Origin of the sequence: Aquiflexum gelatinilyticum (genome assembly GCF_024813435.1) — a bacterium.
Taxonomy (GTDB): Bacteria; Bacteroidota; Bacteroidia; order Cytophagales; family Cyclobacteriaceae; genus Cognataquiflexum; species Cognataquiflexum gelatinilyticum.
Map to the genome: position 1 here is coordinate 173666 of NZ_JANAEZ010000005.1, position 16612 is coordinate 190277.

Annotated in this window: 13 protein-coding genes; 7 read left to right on the top strand and 6 right to left on the bottom strand. The window is 40.4% G+C overall.

Annotation, left to right across the window (positions count from 1 at the left end):
* Nucleotides 1-70: 70 nt before the first annotated feature.
* Nucleotides 71-877 (bottom strand): alpha/beta hydrolase, encoded by an 807-nt coding sequence (locus NK987_RS12815; protein ID WP_259264168.1) that lies wholly within the window; start codon nt 875-877, stop codon nt 71-73.
* 216 nt (nt 878-1093) lie between these two features.
* On the opposite strand from NK987_RS12815, the gene NK987_RS12820 reads away from it, so the two are divergent.
* From NK987_RS12820 to NK987_RS12840, 5 genes are all read left to right on the top strand, one after another.
* Nucleotides 1094-1711 carry a TetR/AcrR family transcriptional regulator gene (locus tag NK987_RS12820; RefSeq protein ID WP_258423234.1) on the top strand — a complete coding sequence of 206 codons (618 nt, stop codon included), beginning with the start codon at nt 1094-1096 and terminating at the stop codon, nt 1709-1711.
* Complete coding sequence (locus NK987_RS12825; RefSeq protein WP_259264169.1) at nt 1708-3066, top strand: TolC family protein; 1359 nt, start codon at nt 1708-1710, stop codon at nt 3064-3066. The genes NK987_RS12820 and NK987_RS12825 overlap by 4 nt, the downstream gene beginning before the upstream one ends.
* A 29-nt stretch (nt 3067-3095) precedes the next feature.
* Nucleotides 3096-4223 (top strand): efflux RND transporter periplasmic adaptor subunit, encoded by a 1128-nt coding sequence (locus NK987_RS12830; RefSeq protein ID WP_259264170.1) that lies wholly within the window; start codon nt 3096-3098, stop codon nt 4221-4223.
* Nucleotides 4224-4230: 7 nt separating this feature from the next.
* The gene (locus NK987_RS12835) at nt 4231-7641 is read left to right on the top strand and encodes an efflux RND transporter permease subunit (RefSeq protein ID WP_259264171.1); all 3411 of its coding nucleotides are present in this window, start codon (nt 4231-4233) and stop codon (nt 7639-7641) included.
* Nucleotides 7642-7782: 141 nt separating this feature from the next.
* Nucleotides 7783-8286: a UpxY family transcription antiterminator gene (locus NK987_RS12840; RefSeq protein WP_258423230.1), complete on the top strand. Its 504-nt coding sequence runs from the start codon at nt 7783-7785 to the stop codon at nt 8284-8286.
* Between the two features lie 21 nt (nt 8287-8307).
* On the opposite strand, the gene xseB is transcribed toward NK987_RS12840, so the two are convergent.
* From xseB to ligA, 5 genes are read right to left on the bottom strand one after another with little or no spacing between them, the layout of a single operon-like run.
* Nucleotides 8308-8514, bottom strand: coding sequence for an exodeoxyribonuclease VII small subunit (xseB, locus tag NK987_RS12845; RefSeq protein WP_258423229.1), 207 nt, complete (start codon nt 8512-8514; stop codon nt 8308-8310).
* On the bottom strand, nt 8504-9820 hold the full coding sequence (xseA, locus tag NK987_RS12850; RefSeq protein WP_259264172.1) for an exodeoxyribonuclease VII large subunit: 1317 nt from the start codon (nt 9818-9820) through the stop codon (nt 8504-8506). The genes xseB and xseA overlap by 11 nt, the downstream gene beginning before the upstream one ends.
* A gap of 60 nt (nt 9821-9880) precedes the next feature.
* Complete coding sequence (gene dapA, locus NK987_RS12855) at nt 9881-10738, bottom strand: 4-hydroxy-tetrahydrodipicolinate synthase (protein ID WP_259264173.1); 858 nt, start codon at nt 10736-10738, stop codon at nt 9881-9883.
* Nucleotides 10732-11232, bottom strand: a complete 501-nt coding sequence (locus tag NK987_RS12860; RefSeq protein ID WP_258423226.1) for a DUF6913 domain-containing protein — start codon at nt 11230-11232, stop codon at nt 10732-10734. Before NK987_RS12860 ends, dapA begins: the two co-directional genes overlap by 7 nt.
* The gene (gene ligA, locus NK987_RS12865) at nt 11229-13691 is read right to left on the bottom strand and encodes an NAD-dependent DNA ligase LigA (protein ID WP_259264174.1); all 2463 of its coding nucleotides are present in this window, start codon (nt 13689-13691) and stop codon (nt 11229-11231) included. The genes NK987_RS12860 and ligA overlap by 4 nt, the downstream gene beginning before the upstream one ends.
* A 119-nt stretch (nt 13692-13810) precedes the next feature.
* Between ligA and NK987_RS12870 the strand changes: the two genes are divergently transcribed.
* Nucleotides 13811-14473 (top strand): TetR/AcrR family transcriptional regulator, encoded by a 663-nt coding sequence (locus NK987_RS12870; RefSeq protein WP_259264175.1) that lies wholly within the window; start codon nt 13811-13813, stop codon nt 14471-14473.
* A gap of 50 nt (nt 14474-14523) precedes the next feature.
* The gene (metG, locus tag NK987_RS12875; protein ID WP_259264176.1) at nt 14524-16584 is read left to right on the top strand and encodes a methionine--tRNA ligase; all 2061 of its coding nucleotides are present in this window, start codon (nt 14524-14526) and stop codon (nt 16582-16584) included.
* The last annotated feature ends 28 nt before the right edge of the window (nt 16585-16612 follow it).

The window sequence follows — 16612 nt, forward strand, 5'->3', positions numbered from 1 at the left end:
AAGCCGCTTTTGCTTTTTATATTCATACTAACGAATGAAACCTTATTTATTCTTGTCTTTTATAGATTTTTCAGGGAATCTGATTTTTTGAAGAAAGGAAATTAAAAGTTTCCTCAATCAAGATGTTGTGACCTGAATTCAATTCAAACATCAAAAGATGTGGGATTTTGGAATTGAACCTGCTGAGGTTATCCGAAGTGATCATTTTATCAAATTGACCTGTGAATAATGAAATGGGTGTCTGGTTCATCCTGATAGTTTTGATGATTAGCCCCAAATCAGGACGGAGTGGTTTAAACACATTCCAGGTAAAATATACTTGTGCCCTCTTTGTTCTCGTATTCATTTGAGATTTTACAAATTTAATCAAGCTGCTTTGGAGAAATCCCAAGCTGTGGAAAAAATCCATCGTCTTAAAAAACCGTTCAGGGTGAAAAACAACATGCCTGAATGCCTTGTTTAAAAATCCCGGAAATGTTGCCATGTTGTACCAAAAGCCGGTTTTGATTCCATCAGGAGCCATCAAGAGAAGTGATTGGACAAAATTTGGAAACAACTCATACGTGATCAGACAGAATTTGCCACCCATGCTGTATCCGACAAGATGGAATTTTTCGAACTTTTCTTTTTGCATCAATTGAAGTACAATTTCTCTCCAGATTGCCTTTGTTAATTTTTGGTTGACCGATTTCCAACTGCTCTGTCCATGATAAAACATATCGAAAACCAAATAAGTGTCGGTTTCCCTTCTGAGGGCTAAAAATGAATCGTATGCTTTCATATTTTGGCCAAATCCATGAAAAAGTAAGTAGATATTTTGACCGGTTCCATGTTTTTTGTAAGCCAAATGGCCAAAAGTAGTCTCCAGAAATTTCATTTTTTTATTTAAAATAAAATATAATCAAAGGTAACTTTTGTGAATAATTAATTTATAAAAAAATGTTTTTTAAGTATATAATTCTGTATAAATGATAAAATTGGTTTTTTTTATTTTTTGTATCCAATCAAACTTAGGTTTTTCAAAATATTATTTCAAAAAAAACTTAAGAAACTTTGAACATTCAAATAGTTTCCTGAGTTTTGTATCCTAATTATGGAAAATTTGGAGACAAGAAATAAGATAATTGAAACTGCGGCAGAGCAGTTCATGCGTTTTGGCGTAAGGTCCGTGACAATGGATGATATCGCCCGTCAAGCTGGGATGTCGAAAAAAACCATTTATCAGGAGTTTGCAGATAAAAACCAATTGGTATATGAAACATTTTCAGCCTCATTAGAGAAGGACAAATGTATGATGGAAATACTCCCAAAAATAAATGATGGGATTATTGAGCACCTAGTGGGGCTTTCCACTTATATGAGAAAGCGTTTTGCAGATATCAATCCATTGGTCATGAATGAACTGCAGCGCTATTTTCCACAATGCTGGCAATTGTTCGAAGATTTCAAACACAGCCATATTTTTAAGGAAGTGGTCAATGTTTTGGAAAGAGGAAAAGAAGAGGGTTTTTTCAGGCCTGAAATAAACAATGAGATTATAGCCTTACTGAGATTGGAACAGATGATGATCACTTTTGATCCGATAAAATTTCCCCCATCAAAATACAACATGGTCGATTTGCAGATAGAAATTTTCGAACACTTTCTATATGGAATTTTTACAGAAAAAGGAAGAGAAGCATACTTAAAACAGAAAAACGAAAACCAATGAAAACCACAGCCAAAAAGTTCTTAGGAATAGGGATATTCCTTTGTGCTATGTTGATTGAAGGACATGCCCAATCTGATCAGGTCCTGAAGTTGACACTTGAAGAAAGCTTGCGGTATGCCCTGGAAAACAACGTGGATGCGAAAAACGCACAGTTGGAGACCATGATTGCCAAAGCACAGATTGTAGAACGCCGGTCGGCCGGATTACCCCAGATTACGGGTAGCTATGACATCACGCACAATGCCGCAATTCCGATTGTTTTTGTGCCAAACGAAGGAGGATTTCAACAGCCGGATATCGATTCTGATGTCCTTCCACTAAGATTTGGTGTCAATTACAGTTCGGCGTTGGTGGTCCAACTTAATCAGATGATTTTTGACGGATCCTATTTTGTGGGATTAAAAGCCGCTCGTACATATAAGATGTTGACAGAATTTGACAAGGAAAAGAGTGAAATTGATGTCAAGGAAACTATCAAGAAAGCTTATTTCTCAGTTTTGGTCAATGAACAGCGCAGCCGCCTGATAGGCGCCAACCTTGGAAGATTGGACACATTGTTAAAAGAGACCCAGGCATTGTTTGAAGCTGGTTTTTCTGAGAAAATTGATGTTTCCAGGATCAGGGTTCAGCGAAATAACCTTTTGACCGAAATGGATAGGGTCAATGCTGCCCGGGATATCAGCGTCCAACTCCTGAAGCTTCAAATGGGACTTCCTATGGAATTTGACATTGAATTGGCTGAAAGCCTTTCTGATCTGAACAGTCCCCAAGAAATCAATGAACTGTTCGCATTTGAAGGTACCCGTAGGGTAGAAATGGATCAGATCAATACCAACATTGATTTGGTTGGGTTGGATATCAAATACACCACCTCACAGTATATCCCAAATCTAGATTTTTTTGGTACTTACCAAAGAAACGCCGCTGCACAGTCTACTGGTTTGATCTGGGAAAATGACAGGTGGTTTACAGGCGCATTTATAGGATTGAGATTGAGTATTCCGATTTTTGACGGTTTGTTGAAAAGCTCTCAAATCCAACAAAAAAGAGCACAGCTGAGTCAGTTGGAAAACCAAAAACTGTTTTTGGAAAGCAATATCGAGGTAGAAAAATTCCAAGCTAGAACCAACCTCGAGAATAACATTCAGGCATTGAAAGTCCAGCAAGAAAACAGGGAACTTGCTATGGAGGTCTTTAGGATGTCAAAAATAAAATACGATGAAGGCGTTGGTTCAAACCTTGAAGTGGTAGAGGCTGATTCAGCCCTGAAGGACGCCGAAACAAACTATTTTTCAGCGCTTTATGATGCTTTGATCGCCAAAGTGGATCTGGAAAAAGCATTGGGTTTATTATAATTTATCAAAAGAAAAAACATACAGAAAATATGAAAACGAATTTTCCCTTTTTAATCATCGCCATTTTGGTTTTGGCTGCTTCATGTGGCCCCAAAGATGAGATCAGTATCAAAAAAGAAGAATTGGCTAAGATGAAGGCTGATGCTGCCAGTCTCAGGACATCGATAGAAACCTTGGAAAAAGAAATTGCGGTATTGGACCCTGAGTTTGCTAAAGAAAACAGGAAATCCATTCTTATTTCGACAACAAAAGTTGAAAAAAAGCATTTTGAGCATTTCGTCGAAGTCACAGGATCGGTTTTGTCCAAGAAAAATGTCAGTATATCAGGTGAGGTTTTGGGTAGAATCCAAGAAATCACAGCTGTAGAAGGAATGAGGGTAAGCAAAGGTCAGATTTTGGCCAAAATAGATGCAGAGACTATCCTTAGAAATATTGACGAAGTTGAAAAACAGCTTGAGTTGGCGAAAATTCTTTTTGATAAGCAGGACAGGTTATGGAAGCAACAGATTGGTACTGAAATCCAATATTTGGAATCAAAAAACAGGAAAGAAACGCTAGAAGCCAATCTCGCTTCGCTAAAGACCCAACAATCAAAAACTTTGGTGAGAGCGCCATTTAACGGTACGGTAGAAACTGTTCAGGTAAGATTGGGTGAACTGGTTCAGCCGGGAGTGCCTATGTTTCAGTTTGTGGGTGACAGTGACTTGTTTATTGAGGCTGACATTTCTGAAAAATATGTAGGCTTGATCCAAAAAGGTGATTCGGTTGAGGTTACTTTTCCTTCAGTGGAAAAAGAGCTCAGGGCAAAGATTACCTCAGTAGGAGCTATCATCAATCCTAATAACAGGACATTTAAGGTTGAAATTGCTGTTCCTTCTTTGGAATTTTTGAAGCCAAACATGATTTCAGTAATCAAAATCATGGATTATGAAAACAAAACTGCTGTAACGGTACCCAATTACCTGATCCTTCAGGACAACAAAGGCGATTATGTCTATACTGTCGATGAAAGCCTGAGTAAGAAAAGGTATATCAAAAGAGGAAAAACCTACAAAGAGGTGACTGAAGTTTTGGAAGGTTTGACAGGAACTGAAGTCCTGGTCGACAAAGGATTCAGAGAAGTGGGGGATAATTTTGTTGTAAACATTGCCAAGTAATTTTGTTATGGCAGAGATAGAAGAAAAGAAAAAAGGAGTTATCAGGGAATTTGGAATCAGTTCGTTTTCCGTTGACAACCAGATATCCGTACTCATTCTAGTGATCATTATCACGGCATTGGGTTTGGGTGCATACAGGACGATGCCTAAGGAGAGTTTTCCGGAAATCATCATACCAACGGTTTATGTGGGTACTGCTTATCCCGGAAACTCTCCGGTTGATATGGAAAACCTTATCACAAGACCGATAGAAAAAGAGCTCAAGTCGCTCAATAACGTCAAAAACATCACTTCTACTTCAGTTCAGGATTTTTCATCCATAGTGGTGGAATTCAATCCAGGTGTTGAAATTGCCAAAGCAATCCAGGATGTGAAAGACGCAGTGGACAAATCCAAGGGCGAGCTTCCTACAGATCTTGATCAGGAGCCTGATGTTTTGGAAATCAACACCTCAGACTTTCCCATTATGAATGTCAATATTTCCGGAAACTATTCAGAGGAAGAGTTGAAGAAATATGGTGAATTTTTGGAGGATGAGATCGAAAAGCTTGGTGAAATTTCTAAGGCTGAACTGCGTGGTACAATAGAAAGAGAAATCCGTGTAGATGCGGATATTTACAAGATGGAAGCTTTAGGAGTATCATTCAGCGATATTTCCGATGCGATTTCCCAAGAAAACGTGACCATTTCCGGAGGAAATATTCTTTCAGGAGATTTCAGAAGATCATTAAGGGTGACCGGAGAATTCAAATCCCCCGATGAATTGAATGACATTATCATCAAAACCGAGGAAAGCAAGATTGTTTACCTCCGTGATGTGGCCACTGTTACTGATACTTATAAAGAAAGAACAAGCTATGCCCGTAGCAACAAACTTCCGGTGGTCACTGTAAATGTGATCAAGAGGAGTGGAGAAAACTTATTGGACGCTGCTGATAAAATCAAAGAAATCATACAGGAAGCAAAAGCCCAGAGATTTCCTCAGGATTTGGAAATCAGCATTACCAATGACCAGTCCAAGACCACAAGAGCACAAGTAGCCGATCTTGAAAACAGTATCATCTTCGGTGTTATATTGGTGGTATTGGTTTTGATGTTTTTCTTGGGTTTCAGAAATGCCCTCTTTGTAGGTATTGCGATTCCTTTGTCAATGTTCATTTCCTTCCTCATTTTGAATTCATTGGGAATATCACTCAACTTAATGGTGTTGTTTGCTTTGATTCTTGCTTTGGGGATGTTGGTAGATAATGGAATTGTGGTTGTGGAAAACATTTACCGACTTATGAGCGAAGGAATGTCTCCGGTAAGGGCAGCCAAAGAAGGTGTCGGTGAAGTTGCATGGCCAATCATTACTTCTACGGCTACCACTCTTGCAGCATTTCTGCCTTTGGCATTTTGGGATGATATCATCGGGGAATTTATGAAATACCTTCCTATTACATTGATCATTGTCCTTTCCTCCTCTCTATTTGTGGCCTTGGTGGTCAATCCGGCTTTGGCATCAGTTTATATGAAGGTTGAAAATCTGGACATCGTCAAGTCAAAGAAAAGGCCATTGGTTGTTTCATTGGTACTCACAGTAATGGCCATCATCGGATACATTGCCGGTTGGATTGCTTTTGCAAATATTTTGATGCTAGCTGCAATCCTGACCGTTTTCAATGTTTTTGTGCTTAGAGGTGCTATCCGATGGTTCCAAAATGTGCTACTTGTCAAAATGGAAAATGCATATGAAAAGACTTTGGCCTTTGCTTTAAGAGGTAGGAATCCATATCTGTTTTTTGGAGGTACCGTATTGCTGTTGTTTTTGAGCATAGCATTACTCGGGATAAGAGCTCCAAAAGTGCTTTTCTTTCCGGATAACCAGCCTGCCTTGGTCAATATTTTCATCGAAAATCCAATCGGAACGGATACTGAAGCGACCAATTCATTTATGGTAGATAGGATGGAAGGAGACTTGTTAAAATTGCTTGAACCATATGGAACGATCATCGAGTCTGTCATCACCCAAGTAGGTGAAGGTACAGGCGATCAGACCATGGGCCCCAGTATTGCCAATACTCCCCATAAAGCAAAAATCACAATCAGCTTTGTCGAATACCAATTTAGGCAAGGAATCAATACCAATAAAATCATGGAAGAAATCCGTGAGATGGTGGAGATTTATCCTGGTGTTTTGGTGACAGTCAATAAGCAGACTAATGGACCTCCTGTAGGTAAGCCGGTGAATATCGAAGTAAGCGGAGAAAATTTCGAACAATTGATCGGATTTGTAGGGCAATTCAGAGAAGATCTCGCGTCTGCTAATGTTCCCGGAATTGAAGAATTAAAGTCAGATCTTGAATTGGGTAGCCCTGAAGTCATTCTCAATATTGACCGGGAAAATGCCAGAAGGTTCGGACTTTCGACCGCCACAATTGCGACTGAATTGCGGACAGCTTTGTTTGGACTTGAGGTTTCCCGATTCAAGGAAGGAGAAGAGGATTTTCCTATCCAATTGAGGTTAAATGACGAATACCGTTATGATATTTCTTCTTTGATCAATAAGAAAATCAGCTTTAGGGACAAATTTGGTAACAAAAAGGAAGTTCCGATTTCGGCTGTTGCTGATTTGCAATATGGATCTACATATGGTTCTGTTAAAAGAAAAGACCTCAACAAGGTAATTACAATTTTCTCAAATGTAACAGATGGTTATAATCCAACTGAGATCAACAATCAATTGAAGGAGCTAGTGGCTCAGTATGATGTGCCTGAAGGCATAACTGTAAAATTCACAGGTGAGCAGGAAGAGCAGGCAAAATCCACAGCATTCTTGATGAATGCCTTGTTCATAGCCATTTCAGTCATATTTTTGATCATTGTAGCTCAATTTAATTCAGTGACAACACCTTTGATTATCATGGCTTCTGTAGTGCTGAGTACCATCGGTGTTTTCTTGGGGTTGGTTATTTTCAACATGGATTTTGTCGTGATCATGACGGGTATTGGTATTATTTCTCTTGCAGGAGTAGTGGTAAATAATGCGATCGTGTTGATTGATTATACCAATCTAGTAAGACAAAGAAGAAGAGAAGAGTTGGGAACACCTGAGGGTGAATTCCTTCCAATGGATGAGTTGCTTGGCAGTATAATTCTAGCAGGAAAGACAAGGTTAAGACCTGTATTGCTTACGGCGATTACAACAGTACTTGGCTTGATTCCTTTGGCAATAGGGATGAATATAAATTTCGGATCATTACTTAGTTCATTTGATCCTCAATTTTACGTTGGGGGCGACAATGCAGCGTTTTGGGGACCAATGGCTTGGACAGTAATATTCGGTCTAACCTTTGCGACCTTCTTGACGTTAGTAGTCGTACCTGTCATGTATTTATTGGCAGATAAATTAAACATGTTGATTCGTAGAATGAAATAGCATGATTAAATAAAGGTTGGTGGTTTTTAAATGTCAAAACCCCCGGAGTAATATTCCGGGGGTTTTTTGTTTTTTAAAAAAAGATATGTCAGTCAAGAGCTTAAAATCCTTACTTTTGCATCCGGTAAAATAAATTTTTATATGTCGGAATTGCAGTGGTTTGTTCTTTATACTACTTCCAGGTCAGAGAAAAAAGTAGCAAAAAGACTGAATGAAATGGGAATTGAGGTATTCTTGCCAATCGTTGAAGAATTGAGGCAGTGGAGTGACAGAAAAAAGAAAGTCCAAAAAGCACTTTTCAATGGATACGTTTTCGTCAAAACCAACCGCACCAAATTATGGGAATCACTACAAGTTCCTGGAGCTGTTAAGTTTGTAAATTTTTCCGGAGAACATGCCACTGTTAGAGAAGAGGAAATCGCAACCATCAAAAGAATTCTTGATACCGGCGTAGCCGTAGAAACTGACGGCTCGGATATTGAAGCAGGAGAGCAGGTCGAAATTATGGGAGGCCCACTTCAAAACATGAAGGGAGAATGCGTCAACAAAGGAAATAAGGATTATTTCATCATCAGAATTCCCGGAATCAACCAAAACCTATTGGTGAATATCGAACGGAAATTCCTAAAAGTAATCGGTTTGTAAACTTGGATTATTTAAAAAAACTCAATTTTCCTCTGCATTATCTTCCAAGGCTTTTGCTATTTCGGATTCAGTTGACCTTAACTTCAGTTTACAGTTTTTGACGAGCATCGCAGCCTCTTTGACCAGTTCCGACAACTCGTCCATTCCTTTTTCTCCACTTTCGAGAATAGCCACGATTTCTTCTATCCTCTTGATTCCTTCATCATAACCACTCGCTTTATTTTCCATAATCTTTGATTTCATTGATTGTACTTGATAGGATTATATTTTTTGAAAATGTCAACATTTCCTGCCCAATTTTGGGAGATGATTTATGGATCGGAATTCCGTTGATTTCTGATCGTGTATACCCCTTTTCAAAGAAAGTATTAGGGTCAGATTTGTTCAAGTCTTTTTCCAATAATTCTAAATTCCGGTTTTCCTTTTCAATAAATACCTTCCATGATTTGATTAAATTCTTATTTAAATTAATTAAGGATAAAGCACTGAATTTGATCTGATTATGATAGGATGACTTAATTCTATTTTGGTAGAAAGTCAGCTTTTCGATGTTTTTTGAAAGATTGAATCTGACTAGGTTCTTCAACCTGTTTTCAAGTTCGGTTGTCTTTTTATCCTCTTGAACCAACATTTGGCCGGCAAACCTGCTCAGGTTTTTTGTCCAGAGGTTGAGGCTGTCCTCAAAATCCCTAAATCCTGAAAGGATAAATTCAGCTACTGCTGTCGGGGTTTTCATTTTGGTATGTGAAACAAGATCTGCGATGGTTTCATCCCGCTCGTGGCCTATTCCTGTCAACACCGGAAGCGGTGATTTTGCGATAGCCATCGCAAGTCCATAATCGTCAAAGCAATCCAAATCCAATTGAGCTCCTCCTCCGCGAATCAATACGATGACATCGAACTTCTCTAAGTTTTGGTCTGCTTCTATTCTTTGAAATGCTGATATCAAGGTCGCAGCTGCATCAGTTCCTTGTAGGGTGGCTTGGTAAAGCTTATTCCATACTTTGTAGCCAAACCTGTTTTGTTCAATCTGATTGACAAAGTCACCGTATCCTGCCGCTGTGGAAGAACTGATGACAGCGATTTTTTGGGGAACAGTCGGAAGTGCGTAGCGTTTATTCAGCTCTATCATTCCTTCTTTGGAAAGTCTGTTAATGATTTCCTGACGGATTCTTGCCCTTTCACCCAAAGTGAAATTGGGATCAATGTCCTTGATATTGAGGCTGATTCCGTATAGTTCATGGAAGGTAACCGTCACCTGAGCCAAAATTTTCATTCCGGCGCGGAGTGATTGACCGGTAGTGGCTTGAAATCTTCCTGCAATAGTCCTATAGGAATAAGCCCAGATATTTGCCCGCATTTTGGCTGCAATCTGATTCCCTTGCTTTTCTACGAGATCGAGGTAAGCATGACCTTGTCCTGCCTGTTTGAGTTCCCCGATTTCAGCTACAATCCAATAAGAAGGTTCAAGATGAACATCTAATGTTTCACGGATCAGTTGGTTAAGCGCTAAAAGGGAAATGGCCTGTTGCATTTGGGAAATTACTCAAAAAGTAGGGTAGGGGCAAAAGGAAACTTCTTTTGCCCCTGAATTTTATTTTACAAGATTCTTCAAAATCCTTTCTTTCAGACTTTCTGTAGCCTTTAACAAAGGAAGACGAACCGTTTCTCCGCAAATCCCCAAATGGCTCATAAGAAACTTCAATCCGACCGGATTGGCTTCTTCATACATCATTGGGTTGATATCCAAAAGCTTGAAGGCTGCCTCTTTTGCTTCGTCAAGATTGCCGTGGCAGATGGTTTTGAAAATAGCAGGATAAGCATTCGCCAACACTGAAATTACGCCCTGACCACCGATGACCCGCATAGACGGAGTCAGGATATCATCTCCCGATATCAGAAGAAAATCTTTTGGCATCCTTGCTGCTATCCTCATGCATTGGGAAAGATCGCCACTTGCCTCCTTCATTCCAATAATGTTGGGATGTTGGGAAAGGTGGACAGTCGTCTGAAAAGCCACATTGGACATGGTCCGACCGGGTACATTGTACAAAATCACCGGAACAGGACAAGAATCTGCTATGGCTGTATAATGGGCAATTATTCCTGCTTGCGTTGGCTTATTATAATAAGGACTGACAGAAAGAATAGCGTCAATCCCTGAAAAATCTGTTTCTTGGATTTCTTCCAATACTCCGGAGGTATTATTTCCTCCGATACCATATACGACAGGAATCCTGCCGGCATTGTATTCCAAAGCCGCTTTTAGAACCTGTTTTTTTTCTGATTTGGATAAAGTAGCACTTTCGCCTGTTGTGCCACATACTACCAAATAATCTACACCACCGTCTATAACGTGGTTGATTACATTTCTCAATCCTGCAAAATCAATTGATCCGTCTTCAGAAAATGGGGTGATTAAGGCCACTCCCGTACCGTGTAACTTCAACATGTTTCTTTTATTTTTTTGAAATAAGCCATCAGCTTTTCTAGGTTTGGCTTGAGGTTTTCACCTTCAGTTTTAATCATAAAATCGAGGATGGGACTGTTTTCTTTTGAGAAAAAACCCATTTTGAACCGACTTTTGTTTGCGAGCAGCAAATAACGCAAATATGGGCTAAGGTGTAAAGTGGGTACCAAAATAAAATCAAGTTTTTCCTCCATAAACTCATTGAAGTAATCGGTGGGCAAACCCCAAATGGAAAAATAAATCGGGCAAATGGCTTCCGCATCTGTATTTTCTTCAGAAAAATATCCACCAATGATCCTGATATTGAATCCCCATATTTTCCTTAGCATCTCTTTTGACTCCAGAAATTCCTCCTTGTTAGATGCCAAAATCGCTACCCGCCTAGGATTGATAGGAAAAGCAACTTCGGTTTTTTTCTTGTTCTTGAGGGCTTTATCCAATTGATAGGTGATCATCCGGTCTTTGATCCACTTCATGGCGCTATTGGTTTTTCTACCATTTTGAGGAATTCTTCTTCAGAAATCAATTTGATCCCCAATTTCTCTGCTTTTTCTTTTTTGCTTGGTCCCATTTCTTCTCCCTCTATGATAAAATCAAGTCCTTTCGAGACAGCTTTCAAGTATTGACCTCCATTGGCTTCAATAAAGTCAATGATTTCGTCTCTTTTAAAATGGTTGAGTCGGCCGGAAGCAAGGATTTTCATTCCCTCTAATTTATTGCTTTGCAAAACAGCGGTACTTTCCTCTACTTCAAACCTCAATCCCTTATCTTTCAACCTTTGGATCAAAAGCAGGTTTTCAGGATCTCGGAAGTAGTCCTGCAAACTGATGACAAGCGTTTCTCCTACGCCATTGATTTCCAAAAGCTGTTCGGTACTTGCCGCTCCCAGTGCATCTATGTTTTTGAAATGTCTTGCCAAAATCTGTGCTGTATTCTCCCCGATATTGCGGATTCCTAAGGCAAACAATACCCTTTCAAAGGATTGGTTCTTTGAGGCTTCAATCCCTTCTATCATGTTGCTGATCACACCTTCCTGAAAGGTGTTGGCTTTAAGCTTTTTGATCCGGTCTTCCTGTTCATTGGTGAGCTCGAGCTTCATTTTCAAAAGAATTCCATGAACAGTATTTTCATGGTAAGCGGCTTTTGAAATTTCAGATAGGGTAGATCTGTTTCCAATCAAAAGACTCAAAACCAAGGCAACAGGCACATAATCCTCCAAAACCGAAAATTCGGAAGTCATCAGGAGATTTTCTAGGAGCTGAACAGTGCCTACATTCTGTGCAGTTTTCTTTTTGCTGTTTCGGATAAATGCCTGAAAATTCTGAAGAACATTCAGCAGTGGTTTTTCGGATTGACTTTCGCAGAAACTTTGGATGGCAGTCAAGGAAATTCCTTCGGTTAAGGCGAAGAATGCCTTTGGCAAAGAGATATAAAGCAAGCCATCATCGGTTTTTTGATATTGGTCTTGGCTCATTTCGAGTCCGAGGAGGTTTTCCTGAACAGCTTCCAAATCGTATATATCAGCAGGATTTTTGATGAATCCCTGATCGATCAAAGTCCTGATCCGCTCTGTACCCAAAGAGTCAATGTCCATTGCCCTTTTATGGACGAAATGCTCAATTCGCCCGAGAATCTGTGGCGCACAACCTTTGGTATTGGGGCAAAAATGCTTGGCTTCGCTTTCCTTTCTTTCAAGTTTGGTTCCACATTCCGGGCAATGGTCTATGTATTGAATGGGTTTGGATCCGGGAATTCTATTGTCCAAAACAACCTCGGTGATCTTGGGGATGATTTCGCCGCCTTTTTCTACCTGCACCATGTCGCCTTCATGCAGGCCAAGTCGGAGTATTTCATTGGCATTGTGAAGGGAGGCTCTTTTGACTGTTGTTCCGGCAAGGTGCACAGGGGCAAGGTTGGCTACGGGAGTAATGGCACCGGTTCTGCCTACTTGGTAAGAGATGGAAAGTAACCTTGTGGCTGCGCTTTCGGCCTGATATTTATATGCAATTGCCCATCGTGGAATCTTTGCGGTGAACCCCAATTCTTCTCTTTGGTCATAGTCGTTGATTTTCAGCACAACACCATCGGTATCCAAGGGGAGTGAAAAGCGTTTTTCCTTCCATTCTTCAATGAATGTAAGTACGCCTTGGATATCCCTGTATTTGGAATGGGTAGGGGAGACATTGAACCCCCATTTTTCGATCATTGTAATAGCTTCGTCGTGTTTTGTAACTCCGATTTCCTCGCCCAATAATTGGTAAAAGTAGCAGTTCAATCGTCTTTTGGCGACTACAGTGCTGTCTTGCATTTTGATTGTGCCCGAAGCAGCATTTCTTGGATTTGCAAGAAGTGGTTCTCCAAGAATTTCCCTTTCGGCATTTATCTTTTCAAATTCTTTTTTTGGCAAAAACACTTCTCCCCTCACCTCAAACCGGTCGGGAATATTGTCCCCATGGATTTTCAAGGGGATATTTCTTATCGTTTTGATGTTTTCGGTGACCACATCTCCACGTGTTCCATCTCCGCGTGTGACTGCTCGGACAAGTTTTCCGTTTTCATATACCAAACTGATGGCCACACCGTCAAATTTCAATTCACAGAAATACTCATAATCACGGTGTCCCAATCCTTTGGCTACTCTTTCATCAAAAGCCAAAAGGTCTTCTTCAGAATAGGTGTTTCCCAAAGAAAGCATCCTGTAGCCATGTTCAGCTGTTTCAAATTCCTTGGTAATGGTTCCGCCAACCCTTTGACTTGGGCTATCAGACTCAAGGAATTCAGGGCATGCCTTTTCCAGTTTGACCAACTCCTCCAATAACCTGTCAAATTCAAAATCACTGATTTCTGTCCTGTCCTCCTGATAATATAGATGGTTGTGGTGATTGATTTGCCTGGTTAGTTCAGCAATCCGAGCTTTGGCCTCAGTTGGGTTCATGACGGTATTGGGATGAAAATTAAAAGGTAAGATTCCAAAATTAACTTTTGTAGAAAGAAACACCAAGGATTCTTTCAGGCTATTTGACATTTTACACCATGGGGCAAAAATCGATGGGAATGCCTATATTTGCCCCTCTATTCCAATCGATGAGTAAGAAATCAGATATCGAAGCCAAAATCCTAGAAGTAGCCTACCTATACTTTATCAAGAAAGGCTATAAAAATACCACCATGGATGAAATTGCCCAGGAATTGGGTATGAGTAAGAAGACACTTTATAAGTATTTTCCCGGTAAATTAGAACTTTTGGGTGCTACTTTTGACGTGCTAAAAACCAAACTTTCAATCAAGGTCAGTATGCTTTTGGAGAACAAGCTCATTCCATACACAGTCAAATTAAAATCACTGCTGACAACCGTTGCCTCTGATGTATCCACAATCAACCCCAAGATATTGGATGAACTTCGTGACCATGCACCATCCATTTGGGCTGATTTATTGGCATATATCAGAGAATCCGGGTATTTGAGATTTCAAAAACTGATTCAGGAAGGCATTGAAAAGGGATATGTACTCCCTTCGGTCAATGTTTCTTTTATTGTATTTATCTATACTTCCGCGATACAAAATCTGATAGACCACAAATTTTTAAGTCAGTTTCCTGAGGAAATGCGCGCAAGTTTCAAACTCAGTCCTGCTGAAATCTACGATCAGGCCATTCAGATCATTTACACCGGCATACTTACGGAAGATGCACGCAAAGAAATGGCCTTAATTTGAAATCAATTTCCAACTTACCCATTCCATTCTAATTTCTACCTTTGCGGCTTATGAAACCAAGCGAATTCAAAAGATATACAATCACTGCTGCGCTGCCTTATGCCAATGGTCCTTTGCACATCGGTCACTTGGCTGGATGCTATATTCCTGCTGACATCTATGTGAGATACCTGCGTTCACAAGGTCGAGATGTGGCTTTTGTCGGTGGGTCTGATGAGCATGGCGTTGCCATCACCATTAAAGCAAGGAAAGAAGGAATAAGTCCCCAAGAAGTCGTGGACAAATACCACGAGCTGATGAAAAAGAGCTTTCAGGAATTTGGGATAAGTTTTGACCATTATTCAAGGACTTCCGCGAAAATCCATCATGAAACTGCTTCAGGATTTTTTCGGGACCTTTATGACAAAGGAGAATTTCTTGAACAGACCACCGAACAGTATTTTGATGAGGAAGCCGGACAGTTTCTCGCTGATAGATATATAGAAGGCACTTGCCCCAAATGTGGCAATGAACATGCTTACGGAGACCAATGTGAAAGATGTGGATCTTCACTCAGTCCAACGGAACTGATCAATCCGAAATCCAAACTGTCAGGCAATACCCCTGTATTGAAGGAAACCAAGCATTGGTTTCTCGATTTGGCCAAATACACAGATTTTCTCAAAAACTGGATTTTGGTCGACCATGCTCAAGATTGGAAAAACAATGTACTTGGACAGTGTCGCTCTTGGTTGGAAGCCGGTGACGGATTGCAGGCGAGGTCGATGACAAGAGATATGGATTGGGGAATTCCTGTACCCGTCGAAGGAGCGGAAGGAAAGGTCCTCTATGTATGGTTTGATGCACCGATAGGCTACATCTCCAGTACGAAAGAATGGGCAGCTGAAAAAGGGATCGATTGGGAGCCTTATTGGAGGTCAGAAGATACCAAATTGGTTCATTTCATCGGCAAGGACAATATCGTTTTCCATTGTATTGTTTTCCCCGCTATTCTCAAAACTCACGGAGGATATGTGCTTCCGGACAATGTACCCGCAAATGAATTTCTGAATCTCGAAGGAGACAAAATATCTACTTCACGAAATTGGGCGGTCTGGCTGCACGAATACCTGGAGCAATTTCCGGACAAACAGGATGTATTGCGCTATGTCTTGACTGCAAATGCTCCCGAAACCAAGGACAATGATTTTACCTGGAAGGATTTTCAATCCCGAAACAACTCAGAGCTTGTGGCCATTTATGGCAATTTTGTGAACAGGGCAGTTGTGCTGACACATAAGTTTTTTGATGGGAATGTACCCGGAATGGGACCATTGAATGACTTGGACAAAGATGCTTTGGAAGCGTTGAAATCCTTCCCTGAAAAAATTGCAGCCTCTATCGAAAGGTACCGATTTAGAGAAGCACTTTCATTTGTGATGGATTTCGCCCGTACGGGAAACAAATACCTTGCAGAAACAGAACCTTGGAAAACCATCAAAGAGGACAGGGAAAGAACAGGGACAATCCTCAATATTGCCCTTAATTTTGCCGCAAACCTGGCCATTGTTGCAGAACCGTTTTTGCCTTTCACTTCGGCTAAAATCTTTGGGATGTTTGGTCTACAGGGATTGAAATGGTCAGATGCAGGAAGTCATGAATTGTTGCAGATCGGTCAAGAAATCTTTGAGGCGGCTCTGTTGTTTGACAAAATCGAGGATGCTACGGTGGAAGCCCAAATCCAAAAACTTTTGGACACCAAAAAACAGAATGAAATCGCAAATGCCATAGCAGAACCTATGAAAGATATTATTTCCTATGAGGATTTTGCTAAACTCGACATGAGGGTGGTAAAAGTCCTGACTGCTGAACCAATGCCAAAATCCAAAAAGCTGCTCAGATTGACGGTGGATACAGGTTTGGGAGTGAAAACAGTTTTGAGTGGCGTGGCAGAACATTTCCAACCTGAGGATCTGATTGGAAAGCAGGTTACCATGTTGATCAACCTTGCGCCAAGAAAGATGATGGGGATAGACTCTGAAGGGATGATCTTGATGGCCGAAGACCGGGACGGCAGCCTAAGGCTTCTTCAACCCAATACTCCAACATCTGAAGGATCGACGATTTCCTGATATTAAATACGCTGAATGGAATGCCTTG